The following is a 26,880-nucleotide window of genomic DNA, read 5'->3' on the forward strand; positions in this document are numbered from 1 at the left end:
TAAATGAAAATGAATAGAGAGAAAGTTCAAATTTTTGATACCACTTTGAGAGATGGCGAACAAGTGCCTGGATGTAAGCTTGACACGAAACAGAAATTAGTTATTGCCGCAAGGCTTGACGAAATGGGAGTAGACATTATTGAAGCTGGTTTTCCTGTATCGAGTCCCGGTGATTTTTTATCTGTTTCAGAAATAAGTAAGGTTGTTCAAAATGCAGTTGTTTGCGGATTAACTCGCGCTGTAAAAAATGATATTGATGTAGCGGCACAAGCGCTTCAATACGCCAAAAGACCTAGAATTCATACGGGTATTGGAACTTCTGATTCGCATATTTTTCATAAATTAAATACTACCAAAGAAGATATTATTCTACGTGCCAAAGCGGCTGTAGCTCACGCCAAATCGTACGTAGAAGATGTAGAGTTTTACGCTGAAGATGCAGGAAGGACCGATAATGAATTTTTAGCACGAGTCTGCGAGGAGGTCATTAAATCAGGAGCAACCGTATTAAATATTCCAGATACAACAGGATATTGTTTGCCGGAAGAGTATGGTGCAAAAATTAGATACCTCAAAGAAAATGTAAAAGGTATTGAAAACGTGGTTTTATCATGTCATTGTCATAATGATTTAGGTATGGCAACCGCCAATTCCATCGCGGGAGCTATAAATGGAGCTAGACAAATAGAATGTACCATCAACGGCATAGGAGAGCGAGCAGGAAATACGGCACTTGAAGAGGTGGTAATGATTTTTAAGCAGCATCCATATTTGAATTTAGATACCAATATTAATACTAGACAATTGAATGAAATGAGTCGATTGGTTAGTGAAAGTATGGGGATGATCGTGCAGCCTAATAAAGCAATTGTAGGTGCCAACGCATTTGCACACAGCTCAGGAATTCATCAAGATGGTGTTATAAAAAATAGAGCTACTTATGAAATCATGGACCCACTTGAGGTTGGCGTTAATGAGTCATCTATTGTTTTAACAGCACGTAGTGGTAGAGCAGCATTGGCTTACCGAGCAAAAAAAGTAGGTTATGAATTGACCAAAATACAATTGGATATAGTTTATCTCGAGTTTTTAAAGTTTGCTGACATCAAAAAAGAAGTAGTCGATCAAGACATTCATCAAATTATTGAAGCTTGTAAAATAAGTAAAGAATTGGTTTTAAACTAAGATAGCATTCCAACTCAAAATTAAAGTAATATGAATTTAAAAATAGCAGCGCTTGCAGGCGACGGAATTGGTCCTGAGGTTATAAGCCAAGCCAAGAAAGCATTATACGCCATAGGTGTAGTGTATGATCATGAATTTGTTTTTGAAGATGCTTTGATTGGAGCTATCGCTATTGAAAAAACGGGAATTCCGTTACCACAGCAAACATTGAACTTGTGTTTGAATACGGATGCAGTACTATTTGGAGCAGTTGATGATACGGTGCCAAATGCTGCGGTAAGACCAATTCAAGGGGTATTGAATTTGCGTCAAGCGCTAGGTCTTTATGCCAACATACGACCTGTGAAACCGTATGCTGATTTGCTTGATTTGTCTCCGTTGAAACGAAAAATTATCGAAGGAGCTGATTTTATTATTTTTAGAGAATTGTCTGGCGGATCGTATTTTAGTGAGAAAAAAAGCAATGAAACAGGCACTTTTGCCTCTGATCTTTGCGAATACTCTGAAGAAGAAATCATCCGAATCAGTCATTTAGCTTTTCGAACTGCGCAAAAAAGAAAGAAAAAATTAACCTTAGTTGACAAGGCAAATATATTAGAAACCTCGCGTTTATGGCGCAAGGTAGTAACTGAACTTTCAGAGGGTTATCCTGACGTAGTTTTAGAATTTTTACTAGCCGATGCTGCTGCGATGCAAATTATCATCAATCCAAAGCAATTTGATGTCATTTTAACTGAAAATTTATTTGGAGATATTTTATCCGACGAAGCTAGTGTTACAACCGGCGCAATCGGTTTATTGCCATCAGCGTCTTTAGGAAGTTCATCGGCGCTTTTTGAACCCATTCATGGCTCTTTTCCAGAAGGAAAAAATAAAAACATCGCCAATCCTATTGCCTCAATTATTTCAGCAGCAATGTTATTAGAGCACTTTGGCTTGCATGCCGAATCTCTAAAAGTGTACGAAGCGGTGCAAAAAGCAATTGAATTAAATGTAGTAACGGCTGATTTGAATCCGTATTCTAAATTCGGAACCAATGAAGTGGGCGATTTTATTGCGAATTATATTCTTAGCAAAGACGACTTATATTTTAAAAGCGATAATGTGTATATCGGTCAGTCAACCATAGTTTAAAACAAACAAAACTATTTTTTAAAACGAAACATCAATAATGGAATTAAATAAATACAGCAAAACGATTACTCAAGACGAAACGCAACCTGCAGCACAAGCCATGTTGTACGGAATTGGTTTAACCGAAGCTGATTTGAATAAAGCCCAAGTGGGTATAGTTAGCATGGGATACGAAGGAAATCCGTGTAACATGCATCTAAATGATTTAGCCAAAGACATCAAAACTGGCGTTTGGCAAGAAGATCTAGTGGGATTGATTTTTAATACAATCGGAGTAAGTGATGGTATGTCAAATGGTACCGATGGAATGCGATTTTCATTGGTGTCACGAGATGTAATTGCTGACTCTATTGAAACAGTTGTTGGCGCACAATGGTACGATGCAGTAATTGCAATTCCGGGTTGCGATAAAAACATGCCAGGTTCAGTTATGGCAATGGGTCGACTCAATCGTCCTTCGATCATGGTTTACGGTGGTAGTATTCATTCTGGAAAATGGAAAGGAGAATCGCTAAACATTGTATCGGCTTTTGAAGCCCTTGGAAAAAAGTTTAATAATACGATTTCACCTGAGGATTTCAAAGGTGTGATTCAAAACTCTTGTCCTGGTGCAGGTGCTTGTGGCGGAATGTATACGGCAAACACCATGTCCTCAGCCATCGAAGCTTTGGGAATGAGTTTACCCTACAGCTCGTCGAATCCAGCTTTAAGCCCTGAAAAAAAACAAGAATGCCTTGATGCTGGAAAAGCCATCAAAATATTATTGGAAAAAGATATCAAACCTAAAGATATCATGACACGCGAAGCCTTTGAAAATGCTATTACGATGGTAGCAGTTTTAGGAGGATCAACCAATGCTGTCATGCACTTGATAGCGATGGCTCACTCGGTTGATATTGAAATTACTTTGGATGATTTTCAAAGAATTAGTGACAAAACGCCTTTGCTAGCCGACTTAAAACCTAGCGGAAAATACCTAATGGAGGATCTTCATGCTGTGGGCGGAGTTCCAGCTGTTATGAAATATTTGCTAAAAGAAGGTCTATTACACGGACATTGCTTGACGGTTACAGGTAAAACTTTGGCCGAAAACTTAGCTTCTGTACCTGACTTAAATGATGGTCAAGATGTTATTCATGAAATCCAGAAAGCATTAAAAAGCACAGGAAATATTCAAATTTTATATGGAAATCTAGCTTCAAAAGGCTGTGTAGCCAAAATTAGTGGTAACGAAGGCGAATATTTTGAAGGAGATGCTATTGTTTTTGAAAATGAACATGATGTCATTAAAGGAGTCCGAAATGGCGAGGTTAAACCAGGAAATGTAGTCGTCATTAGATACTGCGGACCTAAAGGTGGGCCAGGAATGCCAGAGATGCTAAAGCCTACGTCAGCCATTATGGGTGCTGGTTTAGGCAAGAGTGTTGCTTTGATTACAGATGGCAGATTTTCTGGTGGTTCGCACGGTTTTGTAGTAGGACATATTACTCCCGAAGCTTATGATGGTGGTGGTATTGCATTAGTTCAAAATGGTGACATTATAACGATTGATGCGGTAAAAAACACAATCAATCTTAAAATTTCGGATGAAGAGTTTGAAAGACGAAAATCACAATGGAAACAACCAGAAACACCAATTAAAAAAGGTGTTTTACTTAAATATATTCGTTCAGTTTCAAGCGCCTCAACAGGTTGCGTAACTGATAAATAGTTTTTTTCAAAATAAATTAAAAAAAATCTGAAAGAAGCTGCACAAAAGAAATAAAAATGGGAAATACAAAAATATCTGGCGCAGAAGCCGTTATCAAATGTTTATTAGAAGAAGGTGTGGATATCATTTACGGTTATCCTGGCGGAGCGATCATGCCGGTTTATGATGAATTATACAAATTTAAAGACGAATTACATCACGTATTAGTGCGTCACGAGCAAGGAGCTACACATGCTGCACAAGGATACGCACGAGCAACTGGCAAAGTAGGAGTAGCAATTGCAACTTCTGGTCCTGGAGCTACCAATTTAGTTACTGGAATTGCTGATGCGCAAATCGATTCGACACCAATGGTTTGCATCACAGGTCAAGTTGGTAAACATTTATTAGGTTCTGATGCTTTTCAAGAAACCGATATCATCGGAATTTCAACTCCAGTTACCAAATGGAATTACCAAATTACCGAAGCATCTGAAATCCCAGAAATAATAGCGAAAGCATTTTACATCGCCAAATCGGGTCGTCCTGGTCCGGTTTTAATTGACATTACCAAAAATGCGCAGTTTGATGAAATGGAATTCAGTTACAAAAAATGTACAAGTATTCGAAGTTATCATCCCAAACCAATCCTTAATATTAATAAGGTACAAGAAGCAGCAGCTTTAATTAATAACGCTAAAAAACCTTTTATTATTTGGGGTCAAGGTGTTATTTTGAGTAAAGCCGAAACCGAATTAAAAGCTTTGGTAGAAAAATCAGGTATTCCAGCTGCATGGACTATTTTAGGTTTATCAGCATTGCCAACTTCCCATCCACTTAATGTAGGAATGGTAGGAATGCATGGCAATTATGGACCCAATGTACTCACAAATGAATGCGATGTGTTGATTGCTCTCGGAATGCGTTTTGATGATCGCGTAACCGGAAACCTTGCCACGTATGCCAAACAAGCTAAAATAATTCATTTTGAAATTGATCCAGCCGAAGTAGATAAAAACGTAAAAACAGATGTAGCCGTTTTGGCCGATTTGAAAGAATCTTTAACGGCCTTGCTACCGCTTATTGAAAACAACACGCATGATTCTTGGCACAATGAATTTAAAGCTAAATATGAAATTGAATTAGAAGCTGTCATAAATGAGGAGTTGGAACCCAAAAAAGAAGGAATTTCAATGGGTGAAACGATCGAAATGATTAACAAACACTCTAAAGGAGATGCAATTTTAGTATCGGATGTTGGGCAACACCAAATGTTTGCTTGCCGTTACGGGAAATTCAATTCTACCAAAAGTAATGTCACATCCGGTGGTTTAGGAACGATGGGATTTGCTCTTCCAGCAGCAATTGGAGCTAAAATGGGAATGCCAAATCGTGAAGTAGTAGCTATAATTGGTGATGGTGGATTTCAAATGACCATTCAAGAATTAGGAACTATTTTCCAGACCAAAGTTCCCGTTAAAATTGTGGTTTTGAACAATGAGTTTTTAGGAATGGTACGTCAATGGCAGCAATTGTTTTTTGATAAAAGATACGCTTCTACCGAAATGATCAATCCTAATTTTATTGCAATTGCCGAGGGCTATTACATCAAAGCAAAAAAAGTCACTAAAAGAGAAGATTTGGATGGTGCTGTCGCAGAAATGTTAGCATCACCTGATTCCTATTTCTTAGAAGTAATGGTCGAAAAAGAAAATAATGTATTCCCAATGATCCCAACAGGAGCATCGGTATCGGACATTCGTTTGTCCTAAATAGTTTAAGGTTTAAAGTAGTTACAACCTGAAAATAATGTTGCGCAACTTTAAACTTTAAACATAAAAACTTTAAACATAAAAAAAAATGGAAAATAAAACATTTACCATCTCCGTATATTCAGAGAACAACGTGGGTTTATTGAATAGAATATCAGGCATATTCTTAAAACGCCACATCAATATTTTAAGTCTGAACGTATCTGAATCAGAAATTGAAAACGTGTCTCGATTTATCATCGTGGTAAACACTACTGAAAAATGGGTCCATAATATTGTAGGTCAAATCGAAAAACAAATAGAAGTAATCAAAGCGTTTTATCACGTTGACGAAGAAACGATTTTTCTTGAAAATGCGCTTTTCAAAATAGAATCCAGTTTGCTTTTTGACGAAAAACAAATTCAAAATATCATAAAAGAAAGTCATTCTGAAATTGTGACTGTAGCGCGTGATTTTTTTGTGATTTCAAAATCAGGACAGCGTGCTGAAATTCAAGATTTATACGAAAAGCTTCGTCCATTTGGAATCATGCAATTTGTTCGGTCAGGCCGAATTTCAGTCTCTAAAGAAAAAATGCAAATTTCAGCGATGCTGGAGCAATTATAAAAGATCAAAAAAAAACTAAAAACTAAAACTATACTTTTCTTAAAAAATACAAAATGGCAAATTATTTCAACTCACTACCACTTCGATTACAATTAGAACAATTAGGCGTTTGCGAATTCATGGACCAATCTGAATTTTCAGATGGTATTAATGCATTAGCAGGTAAAAAGGTTGTAATTGTGGGGTGTGGAGCCCAAGGTTTAAATCAAGGCTTGAACATGAGAGACTCCGGTTTAGACATATCTTATGCCTTGCGTGCGGATGCGATTGCAGAAAAAAGAGCCTCTTTTAACAACGCTTTCGATCACGGTTTTACAGTTGGAACGTACGAAGAATTAATACCTACTGCTGATTTGGTTTGCAATCTAACACCAGATAAACAACACACAGCTGTTGTAACTGCCATTATGCCTTTGATGAAAAAGGGAGCTACTTTGGCCTATTCACATGGTTTTAATATTGTAGAAGAAGGGATGCAAATTCGCCAGGATATCACAGTAATTATGTGTGCTCCAAAATGCCCAGGATCAGAGGTGCGTGAAGAGTACAAGCGTGGTTTTGGAGTTCCAACCCTAATTGCAGTACATCCTGAAAACGATCCAGAAAATGTAGGTTTAGCCCAAGCCAAAGCCTATGCAGTAGCCACTGGCGGTCATAGAGCGGGGGTATTGCTGTCTTCTTTCGTGGCGGAAGTAAAGTCTGATTTAATGGGCGAGCAGACCATATTGTGTGGTATGTTGCAAACTGGTTCAATTTTGTGTTTTGATAAAATGGTCGAAGAAGGAATCGAGCCTGCTTATGCATCGAAACTAATTCAGTACGGTTGGGAAACGATTACTGAAGCTCTAAAACACGGCGGAATTACAAATATGATGGACCGTCTTTCTAATCCTGCTAAAATTGAAGCTTTTCGTTTAGCCGATGAGCTAAAAGAGATTATGCGTCCGCTATTTCAAAAGCACATGGATGACATTATCTCGGGTGAATTTTCAAAAAATATGATGATTGATTGGGCAAATGATGATGTAAATCTTCTAACTTGGAGAGCTGCAACTGCTCAAACTAATTTTGAAAAAACAGCTCCAACTGCAGCTCACATTTCTGAGCAAGAATATTTTGATCACGGTACTTTACTAATTGCCATGGTGAAGGCAGGAGTAGAATTGGCCTTTGAAACCATGACTGAATCTGGAATTATTGAAGAATCAGCGTATTATGAATCATTGCATGAATTACCACTGATTGCAAATACTGTCGCTCGAAAAAAATTATATGAAATGAATAGAATAATTTCTGACACAGCCGAGTATGGTTGCTATTTATTTGATCACGCTTGCAAACCATTATTGGTTGATTTTATGAAAACCGTAAAAACAAATGTAATTGGTAAAGCATTTGCAACTTCAAACGGAGCTGATAACAGCGTACTGATTGCAGTAAATAAAACTATCAGACAGCATCCGATTGAAGAAGTTGGAGAATGGCTGCGTGCTTCGATGACTGCTATGAAAAAAATAAGTTAAACAAATAATAAGTTACCACATATGAGGATGTGGCGGGATTGGCACTATATCATTTGATTTCATAATGTCTTGAGTTAGTTAAAAAGTGTTACAATGATCGACAGGTATGGATGCTTTTACATTCACTTAGCTTTGATTTTTTTCAAAGTTAAGTGAGGTAATCCCATAATTAATCAAAAGAAAGAACTGAAAATCTAATTTATCTTAAAAGTAGTAATGAATCCTTTTGTAAATTGATTTCGATAATTGTAGAAAAGGGTTTTAAAAAATATTTTAATTGTTTTTTATATATTTTTGTTTGGTAAGAGGCGCGAAGATTTTAGTTTTTGCGCCTTTTTGTATATTTGATTTTGACTACAAAAACAATTAAAACCGCTGTATTTATAATAAAATCAATCAAAATTTTTCAGTTTGGCTTTTTTTTGGCAGTATTTATGGTTTAAATAATTTTCTCAGTAGCCGTAGATTTAATACTTTTATAAAAAATTAAACTATGAGTTACTACAAAATTGATAATCTAGAACAATACTTCAAACACTACAATAAATCAGTACGCGAACCTAGAAAATTTTGGGGCAAAATAGCAGAAGAAAATTTTACTTGGTACCAGCAATGGGATAAAGTGGTCGAATTTAATATGGCCGAAGCCGATATTAAATGGTTTACCGAGGCTAAAGTTAATATTGTAAAAAATTGTATTGACAGGCACTTAGCCAAAAGAGGGGATAAAACGGCTATTATTTTTGAACCAAATGATCCATCCGAAGAGGCTTTACATATCTCATACACCGAATTACACCAAAGGGTTTGTAAAATGGCCAATGTTTTACGCGAACAAGGCATCAAAAAAGGAGATCGCGTTTGTATTTATTTACCAATGATTCCTGAGTTGGCTATTTCGGTATTGGCTTGCGCCCGTATTGGTGCAATTCACTCCGTAGTTTTCGCAGGGTTTTCTGCATCTGCGGTGGCGAGTCGTATAAACGACAGCTCTTGCAAAATGGTAATTACTTCCGATGGTGGATTTAGAGGAAATAAAACAATTGATTTAAAAGGAATTATAGATGAAGCATTAGAAAAATGTTCGTCTGTTGAAAAAGTTTTAGTCGCTAAAAGAACTCACACTGATGTAAAAATGCAAGAGGGACGCGATCAATGGTTGCAACCTCTTTTAGATGAAGCTTCAGATAATAATGTTGCAGAAATCATGGATGCCGAAGATCCGTTGTTCATTTTGTACACTTCTGGTTCAACCGGAAAACCAAAAGGAATGGTGCATACCACAGCAGGTTATATGGTGTATACCGCTTATACTTTTAAAAACGTTTTTCATTATGAAGACACTGATATCTTTTGGTGTACGGCTGATATTGGTTGGATAACAGGACATTCTTATATTTTATACGGACCACTTTTAAATGGAGCTACAACGGTATTATTTGAAGGAATTCCTTCGTATCCTGACTTTAGTCGTTTTTGGGATGTAATCGAAAAACATAAAATAACTCAATTTTACACGGCGCCAACCGCAATTCGTGCTTTGGCAAAGGAAAAAATTGAATTTGTTCAAAAATATCCTTTAAAGTCCTTGAAGGTAATTGGTTCCGTTGGAGAACCAATTAATGAAGAAGCTTGGCATTGGTACAACGACCACGTAGGTGACAAGCGTTGCCCTGTTGTTGATACTTGGTGGCAAACAGAAACGGGAGGAATCATGATTGCACCAATTGCTTTTGTAACTCCCACAAAACCAACTTATGCAACTTTGCCACTTCCAGGAGTGCAAGCGGTATTGATGGATGATAAACGCAACGAAATTGAAGGTAATCAAGTCGTAGGCAGTTTGTGTATTAAGTTTCCTTGGCCGGGAATCGCTAGAACAATTTGGGGCGATCATCAAAGATATAAAGACACGTATTTTTCTGCATTTCCAGGTAAGTTTTTTACTGGTGATGGTGCTTTACGTGACGAAGTTGGATATTACAGAATTACAGGTCGAGTGGATGATGTGGTTATTGTATCAGGGCATAATTTGGGGACAGCTCCAATTGAGGATGCAATCAATGAACATCCTGCGGTAGCTGAATCAGCAATAGTAGGCTTTCCGCATGATATTAAAGGAAATGCGTTGTACGGTTTTGTTATTTTAAAAGAAACAGGCGAAACCCGTAATAAAGAAAACTTAAGCAAAGAGATCAATCAGCATATTTCAGACCATATTGGTCCTATTGCCAAGTTGGATAAAATTCAATTTGTTTCTGGTTTGCCAAAAACGCGATCTGGAAAAATCATGAGGCGTATTTTACGAAAAATAGCCGAAGGTGATTATTCGAACTTTGGAGACATTACAACACTTCTAAATCCAGAAATAGTGGAAGAAATAAAAGAAGGAAAACTGTAAAATAAAGAAGGCTAAAGACTTAAGTTGTTTTTAGCCTTTTTTTTTGAAATGCTTACAAATTTGTAAATTAAGTAAAAAGCACTAAAGTGAAGTACTCTATCAAGTGTGTTTAATATTACATCATCAAAATAATAGGTCCCTATCGCAGCGAAGACATCATTTATTATTAAACAAAAAGCGCCAAAAAAGTAATAATAACTTTTTTTAGAGGTGACTTTTGATAAATACAAGACTGCAATAACACCTAAAGAAATGGCTGAAAGACTATTAAAAAATATAATTATACCTAGGGATTTTTCTGGAATAATTGACTTTAAAAAGTAAAAAACAGATAGTAGAAACATACAGTTAATTAGCACAATAAGTAATTTATAACCCTTAGAAAACGAACTAATCTTTTGTTTTCTAACAGATAAATACCCCATGTAACACAAACATATGTAGCCGCAAAAAGAAACAATTAAAGCAAGCTCATAAATAAGATTTGAATGTTGCCAAAATAGTAATAAGACTTCGTTGACGTAGAAGAAAAAACTAAACCAATAAAAAAGAGTAGGGAGCTTTTTTCTATGCTTTAGCCAGACATAAAAAACAAACAAAGGAATTATAAATGGCTTGGCATAAACAACAGAATTTTCATTCAATACAATACCTGCGCTAAAGTAAGCGACAAAAAAGAGAAGTAACGTACATATAACTATCTGTGAAACAATGTTTTTACTCACCATTTGACAAATCTAAAATTTTTATAGTTTCCTGCAAAATTATATTTTTTTTTAAGATGATTTGCCACGCATTTAAGAACATAAATGAGTAAATTTACTTTATATGAAAAAAGTATCAGTTGTAATTGTAGGCGGTGGTTTAGCAGGTTTAGTTTCGGCTATTGATCTTCGACTAAAAAATCATCAAGTGGTGCTTTTAGAAAAAAATGATTTCCCTAAACACAAAGTATGCGGTGAATACATTTCTAATGAAATTCTATCGTATTTACAGTCTTTACAGATAGACATCAATTCTTTGAAGCCATCAAATATTACTAAGTTGCATTTTTCATTGAAATCTGGAAAAAGCTTGTATAGTAATTTACCTTTAGGTGGTTTTGGTGTTAGTCGAAAGTTACTCGATAATTATCTTTTTCAATACGCAAAGCAATTAGGTTGCATGGTTTATAAAGATACTGTCACCGATGTACAGTTTGAAAACGATCAATTCCTTGTGCATACAAACGACGAAACATTTTCAGCAGATATTGTCTTAGGAGCCTTTGGCAAAAGATCAAATTTAGATAATAAATTAACTAGGGTTTTCTCTAGAAAAAATGAAAATATTTGGTTAGGAGTAAAAGCCCATTACCAAGTGAATTTCCCTGATAATTTGGTAGGTTTACATCATTTTGAAGGCGGTTATTGTGGAGTTTCTCGCATTGAAGATGGTTTAGTTAATATTTGTTATTTGGCAACCGACACTTCTTTTAAACAATTTCCTTCTTTAAATGACTATCAAAAAATATGGGTAGAGAAAAATCCAATATTAAAGACTATCTTTCAACAGGCTATATGTCAATTTGAAAAGCCGATTACAATTAGTCAAGTTTCATTTGTCAAGAAAAAATGTGTAGAAAACCACATGCTTATGATTGGCGATGCCGCAGGATTGATTCATCCGCTTTGTGGTAACGGAATGGCAATGGCCATACATAGTGCAAAAATTGCTTCGGAACAAGTTCATAATTTTTTAAGTGGTAATTGTACAAGAGAAACGATGGAACAACGTTATGAAAGCGAGTGGAATAAAAATTTTAAATCCCGCTTGATGATGGGACGAATTCTAGGCTATGTGTTGCAAAAAACTAAAGTTGCGAATTTTTTACTTCAAATTTTTGCTTTCTTTCCGTTTTTACTGCCACTAATAATCAAACAAACTCATGGTAAAACCGTATAACAATTGATACAAACAAAATACAGAACAGAAGAAGCGGAAATCATGGATGATTTTGCACTTGAGGGTGAAATACTTCGAGATGCTTTGGACAAAATTGCATCCATTAATCAACTTCTGGGAGGAAACGCACTTACCTTAAAGGGAGTGGAAAAACTACTAAAAAATACTGCTTCGGAAAAAGAAATTGTTATCATTGATGTGGGCTGTGGCAATGGTGACATGTTGCGGTCTTTAGCCGATTTTGGCAAAAAAAATAATTTTAAATTCCGATTAATAGGAATTGATGCGAATGCTTTTACAATTAATCATGCACAAAATTTATCTAAAAACTTTTCAAATATAAGTTACGAATGCTTGGATATTTTTAGTCCTTCATTTGTTGAAATAAAATGTGATATTGTCTTGTGCACTTTGACTTTACATCATTTCAAAGATCAAGAAATAGAAAGGCTATTAGCGGTGTTTTATGAACAAGCCCGCTTAGGGGTTGTAATCAACGATTTGCATCGCAGTGCTGTCGCTTATCGATTATTTCAGGCTTTGTGTTTTGTATTTCGATTGAATGCTATGTCACGCGAAGATGGATTAACATCTATTTTACGAGGTTTTAAAAAAGAAGATTTAGAAGAATTTTCGAAAAAACTTAATTTTAAAAACGATACGATTCGCTGGAAATGGGCGTTTCGATACCAATGGATAATTACCAAATAATGAGTGTAAAAATAAAAACAGTTGCTAAGCAGCTACCACAATATTCAAGAACAACCGCAGAAATTTTACCTTTTTTAGATGCTTGGCTCCTTGGTCAGGACGATCGATTTGTCAGAAAAGTAAAGAAAATTTTTGAAGGCGCTGCTGTTGACAAACGATATTCTATTATGGATCCTATTGAAGTATTTACCAAAACTTCATTTGAGGAACGCAATGATATTTACATTCGTGAAGTCATAAAATTAGGTGAAAAAGTACTCGATAAAGCCCTAAAAAAGGCAAATTGGCTCCCAAAGGATTTAGATTATATCATTACGGTTAGTTGCACCGGTATTATGATTCCGTCTCTTGATGCCTATTTGATAAACGCATTGCAATTGCGCCAAGATATTGTTCGCCTGCCAGTTACTGAAATGGGGTGCGCTGCAGGAATATCAGGAATGATTTACGCTAAAAATTTCTTGCAAGCCAATCCTGGCAAGCGCGCGGCTGTTATTGCCGTTGAGAGTCCAACAGCTACATTTCAACTCGATGATTATTCCATGGCCAATATTGTGAGTGCTGCCATTTTTGGTGATGGAGCTGCTTGCGTGTTGTTATCTTCACACGAAGATGATGAGGGACCAGAAATAATTGCCGACGAGATGTATCATTTTTATGATAACATTCATATGATGGGATTTAAACTAACCAATTCTGGTTTGCAAATGGTTTTAGATATTGAAGTTCCTGAAACTATCGCATCACATTTTCCAGCAATCATTCATCCCTTTTTAGAGAAGAATAGCCTTCAAATTAATGAAATTGATCACTTGATTTTTCATCCCGGCGGAAAAAAAATCATTCAAACTGTAGAAGAACTATTTTTAGGTTTGGGCAAAAATATTGACGCTACAAAAGCGGTATTGAAACAATACGGTAATATGTCAAGTGCCACAGTTTTATATGTTTTAGAACAAATTATGGATTCGCAGCCTGCAAAAGGGGAGAAGGGTTTAATGCTGAGTTTTGGTCCTGGATTTTCAGCGCAGCGTATTTTGTTGCAATTTTAAAAGAGAAAAGCCCAATGAAAAACGATGAAATTTTAGCCAAGCTTCCGTATTCAAAACCTTTTCTTTTTGTGGATAAAATTCTGCATATTGATGAAAATGGTGTCAAGGGAACGTATACTTTTGATGAAAATTTAGAGTTTTATAAAGGTCATTTTGTAAATAATCCTGTTACTCCGGGTGTGATTTTAACCGAAGTTATGGCGCAAATTGGATTGGTTTGCTTAGGTGTGTTTTTGTTAGATGATTCATTTAATAAAAGTACTTCAATAGTCTTAACATCAACAGAAATAGATTTTTTAAAACCTGTTTTTCCTAATGAAAAAGTGACTATTATTTCAGAAAAAATATATTTTAGATTCGGAAAATTAAAATGTAAAGTCCTGATGATAAATGAAAAAGAAGAAGAAGTTTGTAGAGGAACAATTGCAGGAATGATAATTTCTAAATAAATGAAAAAGAGAGTTGTTATTACGGGTCTAGGTGTTGTTGCTCCAAATGGGGTTGGACTTGATGTGTTTACAAATGCCATCAAAAATGGAACTTCGGGTATTAAGCACAACGCCGAGCTAGAACGCCTCCAATTTTCATGTCAAATAGCTGGAACACCATCTGTTTCTAATGAACTTGCATTGCAATATTTTACGGAACTTGAATTACGTAATTTTAATTCTAGTGGTATTCTTTACGGAGTAATTGCTGGTATTGAAGCTTGGAAAAATGCTGGTTTACCTATGGAAATCAATGAAAATCCTGACTGGGAAAGCGGAACTATTTTTGGAACAGGAACATCAGGAATTGATAAATTTCGCGAAAGCATTTATAAAATAGATGATTTACAAACCCGCCGATTGGGGAGCACAGCTGTTGCTCAAACCATGAATAGTGGTGTGAGTGCCTATCTTGGCGGAAAATTAGGTTTAGGAAATCAAGTTACAACCAATTCATCTGCTTGTACAACTGGAACAGAGGCAATTTTAATGGCTTTTGAACGTATCAAATTAGGTAAAGCAAAGCGTATGTTAGCTGGCAGTACAAGTGATTCAGGACCTTATATTTGGGGCGGTTTTGATGCTATGAAAGTGTGTACTTTTAAACACAATCAGGATCCTGAAGCAGGTTCGCGACCATTATCGGCAACAGCATCAGGGTTTGTGCCGGGAAGTGGCGCTGGTGCTTTAGTTTTGGAAGATTTAGAAAGTGCATTAGCGCGAGGCGCTACCATTTATGCCGAAATTTTGGGAGGTAGTTGTAATTCTGGAGGACAACGAGGTACTGGAACCATGACCGCTCCAAATGCGGTTGCTGTTCAAAAGTGCATTACAGATGCATTAGAGGATGCAAAAGTAGAAGCACACAATATCGATTTAATTAACGGACATTTAACTGCAACTTCAAAAGACAGTTTGGAAATTGAAAATTGGACAAAAGCCTTGAATCGGAAAGGGAACGATTTTCCATTAATAAATTCACTCAAGGGAATGGTTGGACATTGCTTGTCAGCAGCAGGTAGTATTGAGAGTGTGGCTACTGTTTTGCAATTGCATGAAGGTTTTGTTTTTCCGAATTTAAATTGTGCTGATTTACATCCTGAAATTACAGATCTTATTGACGAGGAAAAAATACCAAGAACAAAGCTAGAAAAAAATATGCAGTATGCCATAAAAGCCAGTTTTGGCTTTGGCGATGTGAATGCATGTATCGTTTTTAAAAAGTACGAATGATCAATAATCTTTGCTACATTAGTGGAGAAATAAATAAAAAAATGAATAAAGAACAAACCATAATCGAACTAAAAGCAATTATAAAACCTTATATTGCTAACAACGAAGCTTTTGAAAACTTAACTGAAGAAACTGATTTCATTGCAGATCTAAAGATTAACTCTGCTAACTTAGTAGATGTTGTTTTAGATATCGAAGAAAAATACAATATTATTATTGATAATGAATCGATGGAGAAAATGTTAACAGTAAAAGCGGCAATGGCAATCATTGAGGAAAAATTAGCAGCACGGGATTAATTGCAAAATAAGAAAATGTGATTGGGAACGATGTAATCGATTTGAGCGTTGCGAGGTTAGAAAGTAACTGGCAGCGGCCCGGTTTTTTGAATAAAATTTTTTCTGTCAAAGAGCAATTTTATATCGAAACCGCGAAAGACCAAGAGCAAATGGTTTGGAAACTATGGTCCCAGAAGGAAGCGGCTTATAAAATTTTCAATCGAGAAACAGGAACGAGAGTTTTTAATCCGATACAGTTTGGATGTTCAATTGATACAAGTGTATTTGGAAAGGTAAATTTTAAAGACAAAATTTTTTTAACTAAAACAGTGATTGACAATGACAAAATCTATACAATTGCCGTTACTGATCCTAAACATTTTTCATCCGTTTTAGAATTAAAAAAAGACCACAAAATATTAAAAAAAGAAGGTCTACCTTTTATTCGGAACGAAGAATTAGGTTTTGATTACCCAATTTCAGTTACTCATCACGGAAAATTTTGGCAAGCCGTAATGCTAGATGAAATTTTATAATTTGACTTTCCTACTTGATCTTTAACTTTGATTTTAATTTCAAAAATAGAAGCGCCGTTTTGTAAGCATCGTCGGCTGCCGAATTGCGGTCACTAATGGGAACGTGATACAATTCGCAAAGAGTATCAAGAGACGTTTCTTTATCACTTATGTCATTTAGCTTACGGTGCATCACATCTACGTCTAAAGCTTCATTTTTGAGTCTACCGCATCCCATTCGTTCTAAGGCTTCGTTGATAATGGCAACATCAAAATCAATGTGATGGCCAACTAAGATTGCATTTTCAATATATTCTACAAACGATTGAATGGCTTGTGGTTCGCTACTTTTTTTGATAGTACTTTCCATCATGAATTCGTTAGTCAAGCCGTTGTCATGTAAAAATTTGTACTGAATTAGGTAACTTTCAAAATTATCACCAATGTGTACTGCATTATCTTTTATAGCAAAGGCACCCACTGATAAAATCACATCTTTTTGTGGATTCAAGCCTGTTGTTTCGGTAGATAAAATAACATATCGAGAAGATTTTTTATCGAATTTCGCGCTGTAAGATTTCCAGAATTCCGGATATTCTTTGTTAATATTTTTTAACCAGTCTAACATAATTATGAAAATTGTGTAAGTTGAAATTTGCTTTTAATCAATTCTTCTAAATCACGCATCGGTGCTAATGCATTTTTTAATTTTTCGCGATCAATTTTTGAAAGTTCTTCAAGATTAATGAATTGTCCATCGTTATCATTTTTTAAGCCTTCGAGGGTTCTAAATTTTGATAAAGTTAAAAATGCCTCCGCACAATTTAAATAAATTTCAGCATGTTTGGGATCTGTTAGAGACAATTGTTTAAAACGTTGAAACGTGTTGTTTATTCCGCGAATCTCAAAACTTAAAGTAAATAAGCGCGCGCCGTCAATTAATGGCATTAAGGCTTTAGTTTTAATATCGAATTTATCTTTGTTTGGACCGTCTTCTTCCAAACTGAAATTTTTGAAAAACGTTAAAGGAGAGTTTTTTCGGAGTGCATCATTGCCCAGAAAATCATAAAACAAGGCATTGTTTTTAGCATTTTTAAAAATAGTATCGCTTATAGCATCCTCAATTTTTTGTTCACCAAAAGTTATTTCATAATCGAAAAAGATGCTACTTAAATCAGCTGAATTTTCACCTGGAGTATTCATCCAATTATCGTATTGTTTTATCCAGTCAGTCAGTGATTTGCACCAAAGTATATTACTACCCATGTGGCCATTTGGACAGTAGTCAAATCCAATTTTTTCAAGTGTAGCGGTTGTCTTTTTACCCAGTCTAACAAAATAATCTTTTACATCACGGTATTTTTCTGGCGAAACATCTTCAAATACAATGATACTGTCTTGATCAGTACGTAATAGCTGTTCTTTTCGTCCTTGACTTCCAATACTTAACCAAGCAAAACGGGCAGGAGGAGAGCCTGAATCTAAAATAGAAAGTTCTACACTTCTTTTAATAATTGCCAGATTAATTTCGCTCGTAATATTGAAAACGTGTGATAACGGAATATTTTTAGAAATAGAAGATTGAATTAAATCGGTAACACGATTTCTGATCTGCTTTAATTCTTTCGGGTTTTGAGCTCTTTTAATTTCTTTTATAAGTACACCAGCGTTATTTGCTTGAGCTGCAATTAAATCGTGCTCAGATATAATTCCTTTAATAGCAGACTTATCTGTACCATCTTGGGTCACGCACAAATGAGTTACGTTATTCTTAAGCATAACAAGTTGTGCTTCGGCAAGTGAAATGTTTTCGACCACTGTAATAACAGGAGACGACATTATTGATGTTATTGGTTTGTGCAGTTCATAACGACCAGTGGCCACTTTAGAACGCATGTCACAATCGGTTACAATACCAATTGGCCAATTATTTTCGACAACCAGCGCATTATCTTTCAATGATTCGGTCATTAGCAAAGCAACTTCTTTAATCGTAGAACTGCGGTTGGTAACTAGTGGAGAGGTATTGTAATTTAAGGACTGAAAATACTGCATTTCTGATTGTTGATCAGAATAAAACACGTTATCGCTAATTAATTTTCCTATTAAATTTTCTTTGTCTTTTGGATTTCTAGTATTGACAGCAAAGCTTTCTAATAAATAATTGAGCACCTCGGAATTATTTGCAACAAAAGGACGAAAAGTTTCGATGGGAATTGCATAAACCAACGATTCTTCGCGGGCTTTAGCAGTCATCATGTAATTGTTTTTTGCAAAAAACGGACGCAATCCAAAAATATCACCAGGTCCACATTTGTTTAACAATGTTTCTTCTGCATCAGCAATAACAGATAAGTTGATAACGCCTTGAGCTACTACATAAAAACTATCATGCAAGGCATCGTTTATTTGAAAAAGAGATTTATTTTTTTCCAAATTAACTACCCGAATATTCGCTGCAATATTGGACAACTCCTCAAATGTTAAAAAATTGAAGGGCGCATATTCTTTTAAAAAATCAGCAATTTGTTCAGCTATCGAATTCATAATGGTTCAAGTGTTGTAATCGATGGTAAAAATAAGAAATTAAAAAACACTACTGCAAGGTAGCACATGGCAAAACACATAATTTGTACAATCCTTAATATTTTCATAAAAATAAAGCTAATAGCATGAAAAAAAGTGGAAGTTGTTTTACTTTTAATCTAAAATTTAAACTACTTTATTATGAAATTATTGAAACAAATACAATTTGCAATTATTGGATTTTTACTGGTTACTGTGGCTTCAGGGCAAGGAAAACCAACAAGTACAAAAGAATCTGTAACAGGGAAAATTAATGGAGCTACAATTACAATTAATTATGGTAGCCCATCAGTAAATGGTAGAGCAATTTGGGGTGCATTGGTACCATTTAATCAAGTGTGGCGTGCTGGTGCAAATGATGCAACTACATTTGAAACCGATAAGGAAATTACTGTAGAAGGAGCTAAACTACCAGCAGGAAAATATTCATTTTTTGTTTTACCATCAGAAAAAGAATCTGTAATCATATTCAATAAAGAAGCTAAACAATGGGGAGCTTACAAATACAAGCAAACCGAAGATCAATTGCGAGTGACAATCAAACAGAAGGCATCTAAAAAAACAACAGAGAAATTAGTTTATACTGTAGAAAAAAATGCTGTTGTACTAAGCTGGGAAAACTGGGATTTTGTAGTAAACATAAAATAAAATCATTTTTATTGAACAGAAAAGCATTGTGAGAGCAATGCTTTTTTTTATGTTCTAATTTAGGCTTACTTTAATTATGGTATAATTAAATTTTTTCATGGTTAGTGTGAGAAGTTAATTTTTCTATTTTACATAATATAAATTATAGTTCATATAATAACGACTAGAAAAACTTATTATTCTTCAAAATCTTGTTAGATTTTAATTTCTTTTAAATCAGATAAAATTAAGTGTGTTGTTGGTTCTCCATAGCCTAAAAGTCTATCAATAAATTGTTGTAAATGCATTTGATCTCGCAGAATTACTTTCATAAAAATATTATGCGTTCCCGTAATACGATGAATTTCATAAATTTCTGGGAATAAAGCTAAATCTGCACAAAAAATCATCAATTTACCACTGAATAATTTGTACATGATAAACACCTCTAAACCAAAACCCAGTTTAGCGGGATTAAGCTGTATTTGATACCCGGTTATAACTTCATTCTCTTCAAGCTTTTGCACACGTTCTCGCACTGATGACGGCGAAAGACCAACTTGTTTTCCTATTTCTACAAATGAACTTCGCGCATTTACTTTCAAACAATCTATTATTTTTAAATCTAATGAGTCTACCATTTTATTTTTGGTTTAAGATGCAAAATTACATTTTTTAAAGGTAAATTATAATTATTTCCGTTGATTCTATTTTAAAAAATACGATTTTCTAATCTAATTTTGCCAAATGGATTATACTGTTTTTTGGCTCACGATTGGTATTTGTTTAGGATTCTTTGTGCAAACCGTAACGGGTTTTGCAGGCGCTTTAATTGCTTTGCCCGTACTTCTTTTTGTAATGCCTTTGCCTGATGCTATTGGTTATTTGTCTATTTTTTACATGCTATCCACTCCTTTTCATGTTTATAAAGAATGGCGGTTAATCAATAAACAATTACTGAAACAGCTGTTTGTTTCTTCTTTTTTCGGATTACTAATCGGGATTCTTGTCTTGGCTTATGGTCAGCCTATTTTTCTCAAAAAGGCTTTAGGTATTTTTATATTATTATTTGTGCTCAACAGCCTAAAATCAGCAAGTGAAATCAAAGTATTAACTAAGATGAAATTCTTTTTTGGATTTTTGGGTGGCTTTTTTTCAGGAGTGTTTTCAACCGGCGGACCATTGTATTTGATCATCATTAAAAATCAAACTCCAGATGTTAAAGTAGTTCGTGCTACTATGTTTGGTATTCTGGGACTCATTACTTTGATGCGTATTCCCGTACTTGCTTTTGAAGGAATCTTGACTTGGCAGCAGTGTTACAACGCACTCTATGTGTTACCCTTCTTTGTTGTAGCATTATTTTTAGGAAAGAAGGTCTACTCCTTTATCAATGAAACCATGCTAAAAAACAGTATGCTTTTTTTACTTTGTGTATCTGGTGTTTTACTTTTGATTAAAAACTAGCTTCATAAACCCTTTTTAAACGATTCCTATTCTGTTCTGGGATTCTTAAAACGTATCTTTGCCAAAAAATTGAAAATTATGAATGGCACTGCAATGAAAAAAGGAACTTACACTAAATTAATTTTAATTCTAGGAGCTTTAACAGCATTAGGTCCTTTTTCAATTGACATGTATTTACCAGGTTTTGCTGGCATTGCAATAGATTTAAAGACGACGGTTGCAAAAGTAGCTATGACATTATCAAGTTACTTTATTGGTATTTCGGCGGGGCAATTGTTGTATGGTCCTTTATTGGATCGTTTTGGTAGAAAAAAACCTTTGTTTATTGGATTGCTAGTTTATATTTTGGCTTCGTTGGGTTGCGTTTTTGTGCAAGATATTGATACTTTTATTGGATTACGATTCATTCAAGCCATAGGAAGTTGTGCTGCAACAGTAGCTTCTGTCTCGATGGTTCGTGATTTGTTTCCGGTGAAAGACATTCCGAAAGTCTTTTCAATGTTGATGTTAGTCGTGGGACTCTCTCCTATGCTTGCACCTACCGTGGGCGGTTACATTACTGCTGATTACGGTTGGCATACTGTATTTTTAATTTTGATGGTGATTGGAATTTTTATTTTATTAGCAGCTCAGTTTGGATTACCAAATTCCTATCAACCTGATGCAACTATTTCTTTAAAACCAAAACCTATTTTGACCAATTTTTGGGTTATTTTACAAGATCCTCAGTTTTATACTTACGCTTTTGCTGGATCAATAGCATTTTCAGGATTATTTACTTACGTTGCTGTTTCTCCAATTTTATTCATGGATATTTATACCGTCGATGCAAAAATGTACGGTTGGATTTTTGCCTTTATGTCCTTAAGTTTTATCGGAGCGAGTCAGTTGAATTCCGTGCTTTTAAAACGTTTTACAAGTGAGCAAATGATTTTAGGCGCGCTATTGGTACAAACCGGAATTAGCTTATTGTTTTTAATTTTGGCGATAAATAATTTATTGAATCTGTATGGCACAATTGCCCTATTATTTCTGTTTTTGGCTTGTTTAGGAATATCAAATCCGAATACAGCAGGACTTACCCTTGCTCCTTTTACTCGAAATGCAGGAAGCGCTTCGGCATTAATGGGCGCTATTCAATTGGGATTAGGAGCATTGGCCTCCTTTGCAGTTGGTGTTTTTGTAACCAAATCAATAGTGCCAATGGTATGGCTTATCACTGGAACAACAGTATTGGCACTTATTGTTTTATTAATTGGAAAACGTAAAATAAAAAATACCATTACAACTTCAACTGATAACGAAGTAGTAATGGTACATTAAATTGATGTATTCTATTTATTGAATTACAGCGCTTATTTTCTTCCAAAGCTCTTCATCAAAGCCTGATACTGCAAAATTAGTATTATCAGGATCAGATGCTACGCCCATTCTAATTACGACCATTTTTTTGCTCGGAATCACATAAATACGTTGATCCTTGGCTCCCATCGCGGCGTACATATCTGCCGGTGCTGATGGAATTAAGAAGCCTTGATAAACAGTTTGCTCACTCGGAATCATGTATTTGTTTTTTCCGTTTAACCACCATAAAAAGCCATAAGATGGGTTTATTGCTTGCGATGGTGTAATACTCTGGTTGAAATAAGTTTCGTTGATGATGGTTTCGTTTTCCCATTTTCCTTTGTTTAAGGCCAATAATCCAAAGCGAGCCATACTACGCGTGGTGCTATGATAAACAGTAAATATCGTTCCGTAATTCCAAAAACCATCCATTCCTATTTTATTCTTGAGCTTGGCATTAAAATACGTTTCAAAATTTTGTTTACTTGCCGATGTAACAACATCAAATAATTTTTGAAAAACATTGCTGTAAGCCCATCTTGTACCCGCATCAGCAACATAGGTTATATTAGATTTTATCACAAATTGTTTGGTGTCATCATTCCCTGATGTCATGCTTAACAAGTCAGTAACTTTAATCAATCGCTCTTTCTCCAAAGGCATTGCTGTCCACGAATTACCTAAATAATTTGAGACTGGCATAGTTATATCTAAAAGATTTTCTTGTTGTGCGATTCCTGTGGTAGCTGCTACTAAGGTCTTTCCGGCGCTATTCCATTCCCAAGAAGTGGTTGCGTTGTGACCGTTAAAATACTCTTCCATAACTATGCGACCATTAACTAAAATCATAAACGATTTGGAGTTTTTCTGCGCCAGAAAATCTTTCAACGGTCCTATCGCGGCCTGATTCCATCCTAAGCTATTGCTAGAATGTGTTTCCCAAGTGTTTGAACTTGTGGGTGGGAAATACATATTTGTTGGTACTTCTGGTGAGTTTGGATTATCATCTCCGCTACAAGATGTAAAAAATAGCCATAAAAGCACAAATGGTGTTAAATTCTTCATGATTATTTAATTTTGGTTTGTTCTTTTGACTGTTGATTTTTCAAAAGGTTTAACGTAATGTTAAAATTTTAGCTCTTTCTACAAAATTTAAGCTTTTCTAAGAAGCCAAATTATAGAATAAAACAGTACTAATTCTAACATCAAAAAAAAACATCACCAAAACGGTTACGTTCGAGTGATGTTTTTATGTTTAAAGAAGTATATTTTATTTCATTTTCTGTCTTTTTACGACTTTTTCAGCTGGCTCATTTTTATTTTGCAAAAGATAATTTGCTAGTAATTTTTCTACCAATTCATCTTTTGTTAAATGATGAAAAATCGTTTTTACTTTATTTTTAAACTCAGCGTCAACATCGTGGTTGGGTTTGGTTTTAAAAATTTGTTTGGCCCATAGTAAAGTATTGTTTTGCTCGATACTTAAAGCACTTGGTTTTTGAAAAGGTGTAAAAGTAATACCTAATTCTCTTTCAAAATCAGCAATTTCAGCAACTTCCTCCGCTTGCAAAACGGTCAAAGCCAATCCTTTTGCACCAGCACGAGCCGTCCTACCGCTACGGTGCACATAAGCTTCGTATACATCTGGCAAATGATAATTGACAACGTACGACAAGTTTTTTACATCGATACCTCTTGCAGCCAAATCTGTAGCCACTAAAATATTGATATGACCTTCTCTGAATTGCTCCATGATGCGATCTCGAATACCTTGCGACAAACTTCCGTGTAAGGCTCCAGAGGAAAAACGGTTTATGGCTAGGTTTTTAGCCAATTTATTAACGGCGGCTTTTGTTTTACAAAAAATGATGCCGCGCCCCCCTTCTCTTGAATTTAAAAAATACATTAAAACATCTAATTTTTCAATTGGGTCCACAACTATATATTCGTGATCGATTCCTTGATGACCAACAGTTTCCATTTGTGCACTGATGTGTTGCACATTTTTGTGAAGGTAGTTTTGAACCAACTGTTTGATTGCGCCAGGTAAGGTTGCTGAAAAAAGTAAAGTACGACGCTCTTTAGGCAAGGCACTTACAATTTCGTCTAAGCTTTCTTTTAAAATGGATACCATCTCATCAGCTTCATCTAATACAAGAAATTGTGTTTTAGACAAATCAATTGCTTTACGCTGTAGTAAATCAATTAACCTTCCAGGAGTTGCAACTACAACCTGAGTTGGTTGTGAAAGTCGTTCTATTTGTGGTTTAATTGGAATTCCACCACAAGTAGACGCTATTGATAATTCAGGTAAATATTTAGCAAAATCTTCTAAATTTCGTGTAATTTGATGGCCTAACTCTCGGGTTGGAACCAATATTACAGCTTGAACGTGCGTTGCAGTAGTATCTATTAATTGTAAAATTGGCAATCCAAAAGCAGCCGTTTTTCCTGTACCGGTTTGTGCAAGTCCAACTACATCTGTTTTATTTGATAATAGTATCGGAATTGTTTTTTGCTGAATTTCTGTTGGCACAACAATTTTCAGATCGGTAATTGCTTTTACCAGTGGTGCCGAAATTCCTAAATCAGAGAATTGTTTTGACATGTTTTTTGGATTTTGAATGTTTTAAAAAAATAGTTGTTGCCTGCTCGTTTTTTTAGCCCCGATAGTAGCGGCATCTCCCGATTTAGAAAAACAAGGCTTTTTAGCCGTAGTTTTTATTTATCGGGAATACAGCGGATAGCGGGAAATAGCTCCTGACAGAGAGATTAATCTTCGTCAGGTTCGTTCATGATTTTTTCGCGGTATTTTTTACCGATTAACAAAACGAGTTTGACTTTATAATCGTCTACGAGCCATTCACGGTAATTTTTACTGCACTGACTCAAACATTTTGCATAACGTTTGATGCGGCATTCAATATCATCATCTAATAATTTACCTAGCGCTTTGGCTTCTTGCAAGGTTTCAGAATTGTCCACACACATTGCAGCGTGTTGGTCAAGGGACTTATCTAAAACTTCTTTTGAACGTAAATTTTGCTTGATGATTAATTTATGTTCTTCTTCTACGTCAAAAGTAACCACTTCTGTTTTGCTGAATTTTTCGCGAATATCAGGCGGCATGCTGTATTTGAAATACATTTCGATCTCAGAGTCGTCACGTAAATTTTCAAGATAAAACTCAGGTGATTTAAAAATATGTTGCCAGTTTACAGGTTCGCTCCACAAGCCAAAACGTGCGGCATTGTTACCCAAATCGATTACGGTAAAGGAATCTTTGCCAGGCAATTTTCGAGATCCACGCCCGATCATTTGGTAGTATAAAGTAAGTGACTTAGTCGCTCTATTTAAGATAATAGTTTCAACAGTTGGCTCATCAAAACCTGTTGTAAGAATTCCGACTGATGTTAGAATGGCATCTGGCGTGTGCTTGAACCAATGTAAAATTTCTTTACGTTCTTCGTTGCTACTTGTGTTATCTAAGTGTCTAATACCATAGCCTGCTTCTCTAAACGTTTCATAAACGTATAACGAAGTGTTGATACCGTTGTTAAAAATCAAGGTTTTTTTGCCAATAGATTTTTCAGTGTAGGCATGCAATAATTTTTCTTGCATGGCCATATTGGTGTACAAATCATCAGATGATTTTACGGTGTAATCCCCGTTAATACCTACTTTTAAGGAAGTCAAGCCTACATCATAACTGTAAGTAATAGCTTTTGCTAAGAAACCTTTTTCGATTAATGAGCTAATGGTATCACCTACTATTAGTTCATCATAACTTTGATGCATTGGTAATTTGATATTAGAGCTTAGCGGCGTTGCCGTCACTCCTAATATAAATGCGTTTTTGAACGAACTCAATAACTTGCGAAATGAGTTGTAATGCGCCTCATCAATAATTACTAAACCAATGTTATCAAGATGCAATTTATCATCATTGATACGGTTTTTAAGTGTTTCGACCATTGCCACGAAACAAGAATATTCGTTTTGGTCTGGTAAATCTTTAACTTTGCTGTTGATGATTTTATTTTTTACATCAAAGCCTTTTAGCATTTTTGAGGTTTGCTTACAAAGTTCAATTCGGTGCGTTAAAACTACCACTTTTTTATCGTGTTGTGATAAATAACGTCTTACAATTTCTGAAAACACAACAGTTTTTCCTCCTCCAGTTGGGAGTTGGTATAGTAAATGATGTTTTTCCGGTGCATTATCTATGCGTTCAAAAATGGCATCGATATCGCCTTTTTGGTACGCATAAAGTTCTTTTTTGTCTTCGATTTCTATTTCTAAAGTGTTTTGGGACATTGGTAA

At 35.3% G+C, this 26,880-nt stretch carries 23 protein-coding genes; 17 read left to right on the forward strand and 6 right to left on the reverse strand.

Going from position 1 to position 26,880, the window contains the following annotated elements:
• Window positions 1-9 precede the first annotated feature (9 nt).
• The 14 genes from L1S34_RS07950 (at window position 10) to L1S34_RS08015 (ending at window position 16,554) form a co-directional block, all read left to right on the forward strand.
• Window positions 10-1,185, forward strand: coding sequence for a 2-isopropylmalate synthase (locus L1S34_RS07950; protein ID WP_236363562.1), 1,176 nt, complete (start codon window positions 10-12; stop codon window positions 1,183-1,185).
• 30 nt (window positions 1,186-1,215) lie between these two features.
• Window positions 1,216-2,319: a 3-isopropylmalate dehydrogenase gene (leuB, locus tag L1S34_RS07955; RefSeq protein WP_236363563.1), complete on the forward strand. Its 1,104-nt coding sequence runs from the start codon at window positions 1,216-1,218 to the stop codon at window positions 2,317-2,319.
• 37 nt (window positions 2,320-2,356) lie between these two features.
• Window positions 2,357-4,030, forward strand: a complete 1,674-nt coding sequence (gene ilvD, locus L1S34_RS07960; RefSeq protein WP_236363564.1) for a dihydroxy-acid dehydratase — start codon at window positions 2,357-2,359, stop codon at window positions 4,028-4,030.
• A 56-nt stretch (window positions 4,031-4,086) separates the two neighbouring features.
• Complete coding sequence (gene ilvB / locus L1S34_RS07965; protein ID WP_236363565.1) at window positions 4,087-5,781, forward strand: biosynthetic-type acetolactate synthase large subunit; 1,695 nt, start codon at window positions 4,087-4,089, stop codon at window positions 5,779-5,781.
• Between the two features lie 88 nt (window positions 5,782-5,869).
• Window positions 5,870-6,388 carry an acetolactate synthase small subunit gene (ilvN, locus tag L1S34_RS07970; protein WP_086454453.1) on the forward strand — a complete coding sequence of 173 codons (519 nt, stop codon included), beginning with the start codon at window positions 5,870-5,872 and terminating at the stop codon, window positions 6,386-6,388.
• Between the two features lie 53 nt (window positions 6,389-6,441).
• Window positions 6,442-7,911: a ketol-acid reductoisomerase gene (gene ilvC / locus L1S34_RS07975; RefSeq protein ID WP_236363566.1), complete on the forward strand. Its 1,470-nt coding sequence runs from the start codon at window positions 6,442-6,444 to the stop codon at window positions 7,909-7,911.
• Between the two features lie 493 nt (window positions 7,912-8,404).
• Window positions 8,405-10,312 (forward strand): acetate--CoA ligase, encoded by a 1,908-nt coding sequence (acs, locus tag L1S34_RS07980; protein WP_236363567.1) that lies wholly within the window; start codon window positions 8,405-8,407, stop codon window positions 10,310-10,312.
• Window positions 10,313-11,140: 828 nt separating this feature from the next.
• Window positions 11,141-12,256 carry an NAD(P)/FAD-dependent oxidoreductase gene (locus L1S34_RS07985; protein WP_236363568.1) on the forward strand — a complete coding sequence of 372 codons (1,116 nt, stop codon included), beginning with the start codon at window positions 11,141-11,143 and terminating at the stop codon, window positions 12,254-12,256.
• 42 nt (window positions 12,257-12,298) lie between these two features.
• Window positions 12,299-12,967 carry a methyltransferase domain-containing protein gene (locus L1S34_RS07990; RefSeq protein WP_236363704.1) on the forward strand — a complete coding sequence of 223 codons (669 nt, stop codon included), beginning with the start codon at window positions 12,299-12,301 and terminating at the stop codon, window positions 12,965-12,967.
• Entirely contained in the window at window positions 12,967-14,019 is a 1,053-nt protein-coding gene (locus tag L1S34_RS07995) for a type III polyketide synthase (RefSeq protein WP_236363569.1), read from the forward strand. Before L1S34_RS07990 ends, L1S34_RS07995 begins: the two co-directional genes overlap by 1 nt.
• 14 nt (window positions 14,020-14,033) lie before the next feature.
• Window positions 14,034-14,468, forward strand: a complete 435-nt coding sequence (locus L1S34_RS08000; RefSeq protein WP_236363570.1) for a 3-hydroxyacyl-ACP dehydratase FabZ family protein — start codon at window positions 14,034-14,036, stop codon at window positions 14,466-14,468.
• Window positions 14,469-15,740, forward strand: a complete 1,272-nt coding sequence (locus tag L1S34_RS08005) for a beta-ketoacyl-[acyl-carrier-protein] synthase family protein (RefSeq protein WP_236363571.1) — start codon at window positions 14,469-14,471, stop codon at window positions 15,738-15,740.
• A gap of 41 nt (window positions 15,741-15,781) precedes the next feature.
• Window positions 15,782-16,039 (forward strand): acyl carrier protein, encoded by a 258-nt coding sequence (locus L1S34_RS08010; protein ID WP_166134423.1) that lies wholly within the window; start codon window positions 15,782-15,784, stop codon window positions 16,037-16,039.
• Window positions 16,040-16,056: 17 nt separating this feature from the next.
• Entirely contained in the window at window positions 16,057-16,554 is a 498-nt protein-coding gene (locus L1S34_RS08015) for a 4'-phosphopantetheinyl transferase superfamily protein (protein WP_236363572.1), read from the forward strand.
• Window positions 16,555-16,564: 10 nt separating this feature from the next.
• Here L1S34_RS08015 and L1S34_RS08020 read toward each other — a convergent pair whose 3' ends face one another.
• Window positions 16,565-17,161, reverse strand: a complete 597-nt coding sequence (locus tag L1S34_RS08020; protein ID WP_236363573.1) for a 3'-5' exonuclease — start codon at window positions 17,159-17,161, stop codon at window positions 16,565-16,567.
• 2 nt (window positions 17,162-17,163) lie between these two features.
• On the reverse strand, window positions 17,164-19,080 hold the full coding sequence (locus tag L1S34_RS08025) for a DUF294 nucleotidyltransferase-like domain-containing protein (protein WP_236363574.1): 1,917 nt from the start codon (window positions 19,078-19,080) through the stop codon (window positions 17,164-17,166).
• Window positions 19,081-19,260: 180 nt separating this feature from the next.
• On the opposite strand from L1S34_RS08025, the gene L1S34_RS08030 reads away from it, so the two are divergent.
• The gene (locus L1S34_RS08030; RefSeq protein ID WP_236363575.1) at window positions 19,261-19,767 is read left to right on the forward strand and encodes a DUF2911 domain-containing protein; all 507 of its coding nucleotides are present in this window, start codon (window positions 19,261-19,263) and stop codon (window positions 19,765-19,767) included.
• A 194-nt stretch (window positions 19,768-19,961) separates the two neighbouring features.
• On the opposite strand, the gene L1S34_RS08035 is transcribed toward L1S34_RS08030, so the two are convergent.
• A complete protein-coding gene (locus L1S34_RS08035) occupies window positions 19,962-20,387 on the reverse strand; it encodes an Lrp/AsnC family transcriptional regulator (RefSeq protein ID WP_236363576.1) in 426 nt (141 codons plus the stop codon).
• A 106-nt stretch (window positions 20,388-20,493) separates the two neighbouring features.
• Here L1S34_RS08035 and L1S34_RS08040 point away from each other — a divergent pair, with 106 nt between their 5' ends.
• Together L1S34_RS08040 and L1S34_RS08045 are read left to right on the forward strand one after the other, a co-directional pair.
• On the forward strand, window positions 20,494-21,213 hold the full coding sequence (locus L1S34_RS08040; protein ID WP_236363577.1) for a sulfite exporter TauE/SafE family protein: 720 nt from the start codon (window positions 20,494-20,496) through the stop codon (window positions 21,211-21,213).
• Between the two features lie 78 nt (window positions 21,214-21,291).
• Window positions 21,292-22,536, forward strand: coding sequence for a multidrug effflux MFS transporter (locus tag L1S34_RS08045; RefSeq protein ID WP_236363578.1), 1,245 nt, complete (start codon window positions 21,292-21,294; stop codon window positions 22,534-22,536).
• Between the two features lie 15 nt (window positions 22,537-22,551).
• Here the strand turns inward: L1S34_RS08045 and L1S34_RS08050 are convergent, their stop codons facing one another.
• The 3 genes from L1S34_RS08050 to L1S34_RS08060 all read right to left on the reverse strand — a co-directional run bounded on the left by L1S34_RS08050 (window position 22,552) and on the right by L1S34_RS08060 (window position 26,874).
• Entirely contained in the window at window positions 22,552-23,622 is a 1,071-nt protein-coding gene (locus tag L1S34_RS08050; RefSeq protein WP_236363579.1) for a serine hydrolase domain-containing protein, read from the reverse strand.
• A gap of 205 nt (window positions 23,623-23,827) precedes the next feature.
• Window positions 23,828-25,165, reverse strand: a complete 1,338-nt coding sequence (locus L1S34_RS08055; protein ID WP_236363580.1) for a DEAD/DEAH box helicase — start codon at window positions 25,163-25,165, stop codon at window positions 23,828-23,830.
• Between the two features lie 164 nt (window positions 25,166-25,329).
• On the reverse strand, window positions 25,330-26,874 hold the full coding sequence (locus tag L1S34_RS08060) for a DEAD/DEAH box helicase (protein ID WP_236363581.1): 1,545 nt from the start codon (window positions 26,872-26,874) through the stop codon (window positions 25,330-25,332).
• Window positions 26,875-26,880 lie beyond the last annotated feature (6 nt).

It is taken from the genome of Flavobacterium sp. K77 (genome assembly GCF_021608205.1).
GTDB lineage: Bacteria > Bacteroidota > Bacteroidia > Flavobacteriales > Flavobacteriaceae > Flavobacterium > Flavobacterium turcicum.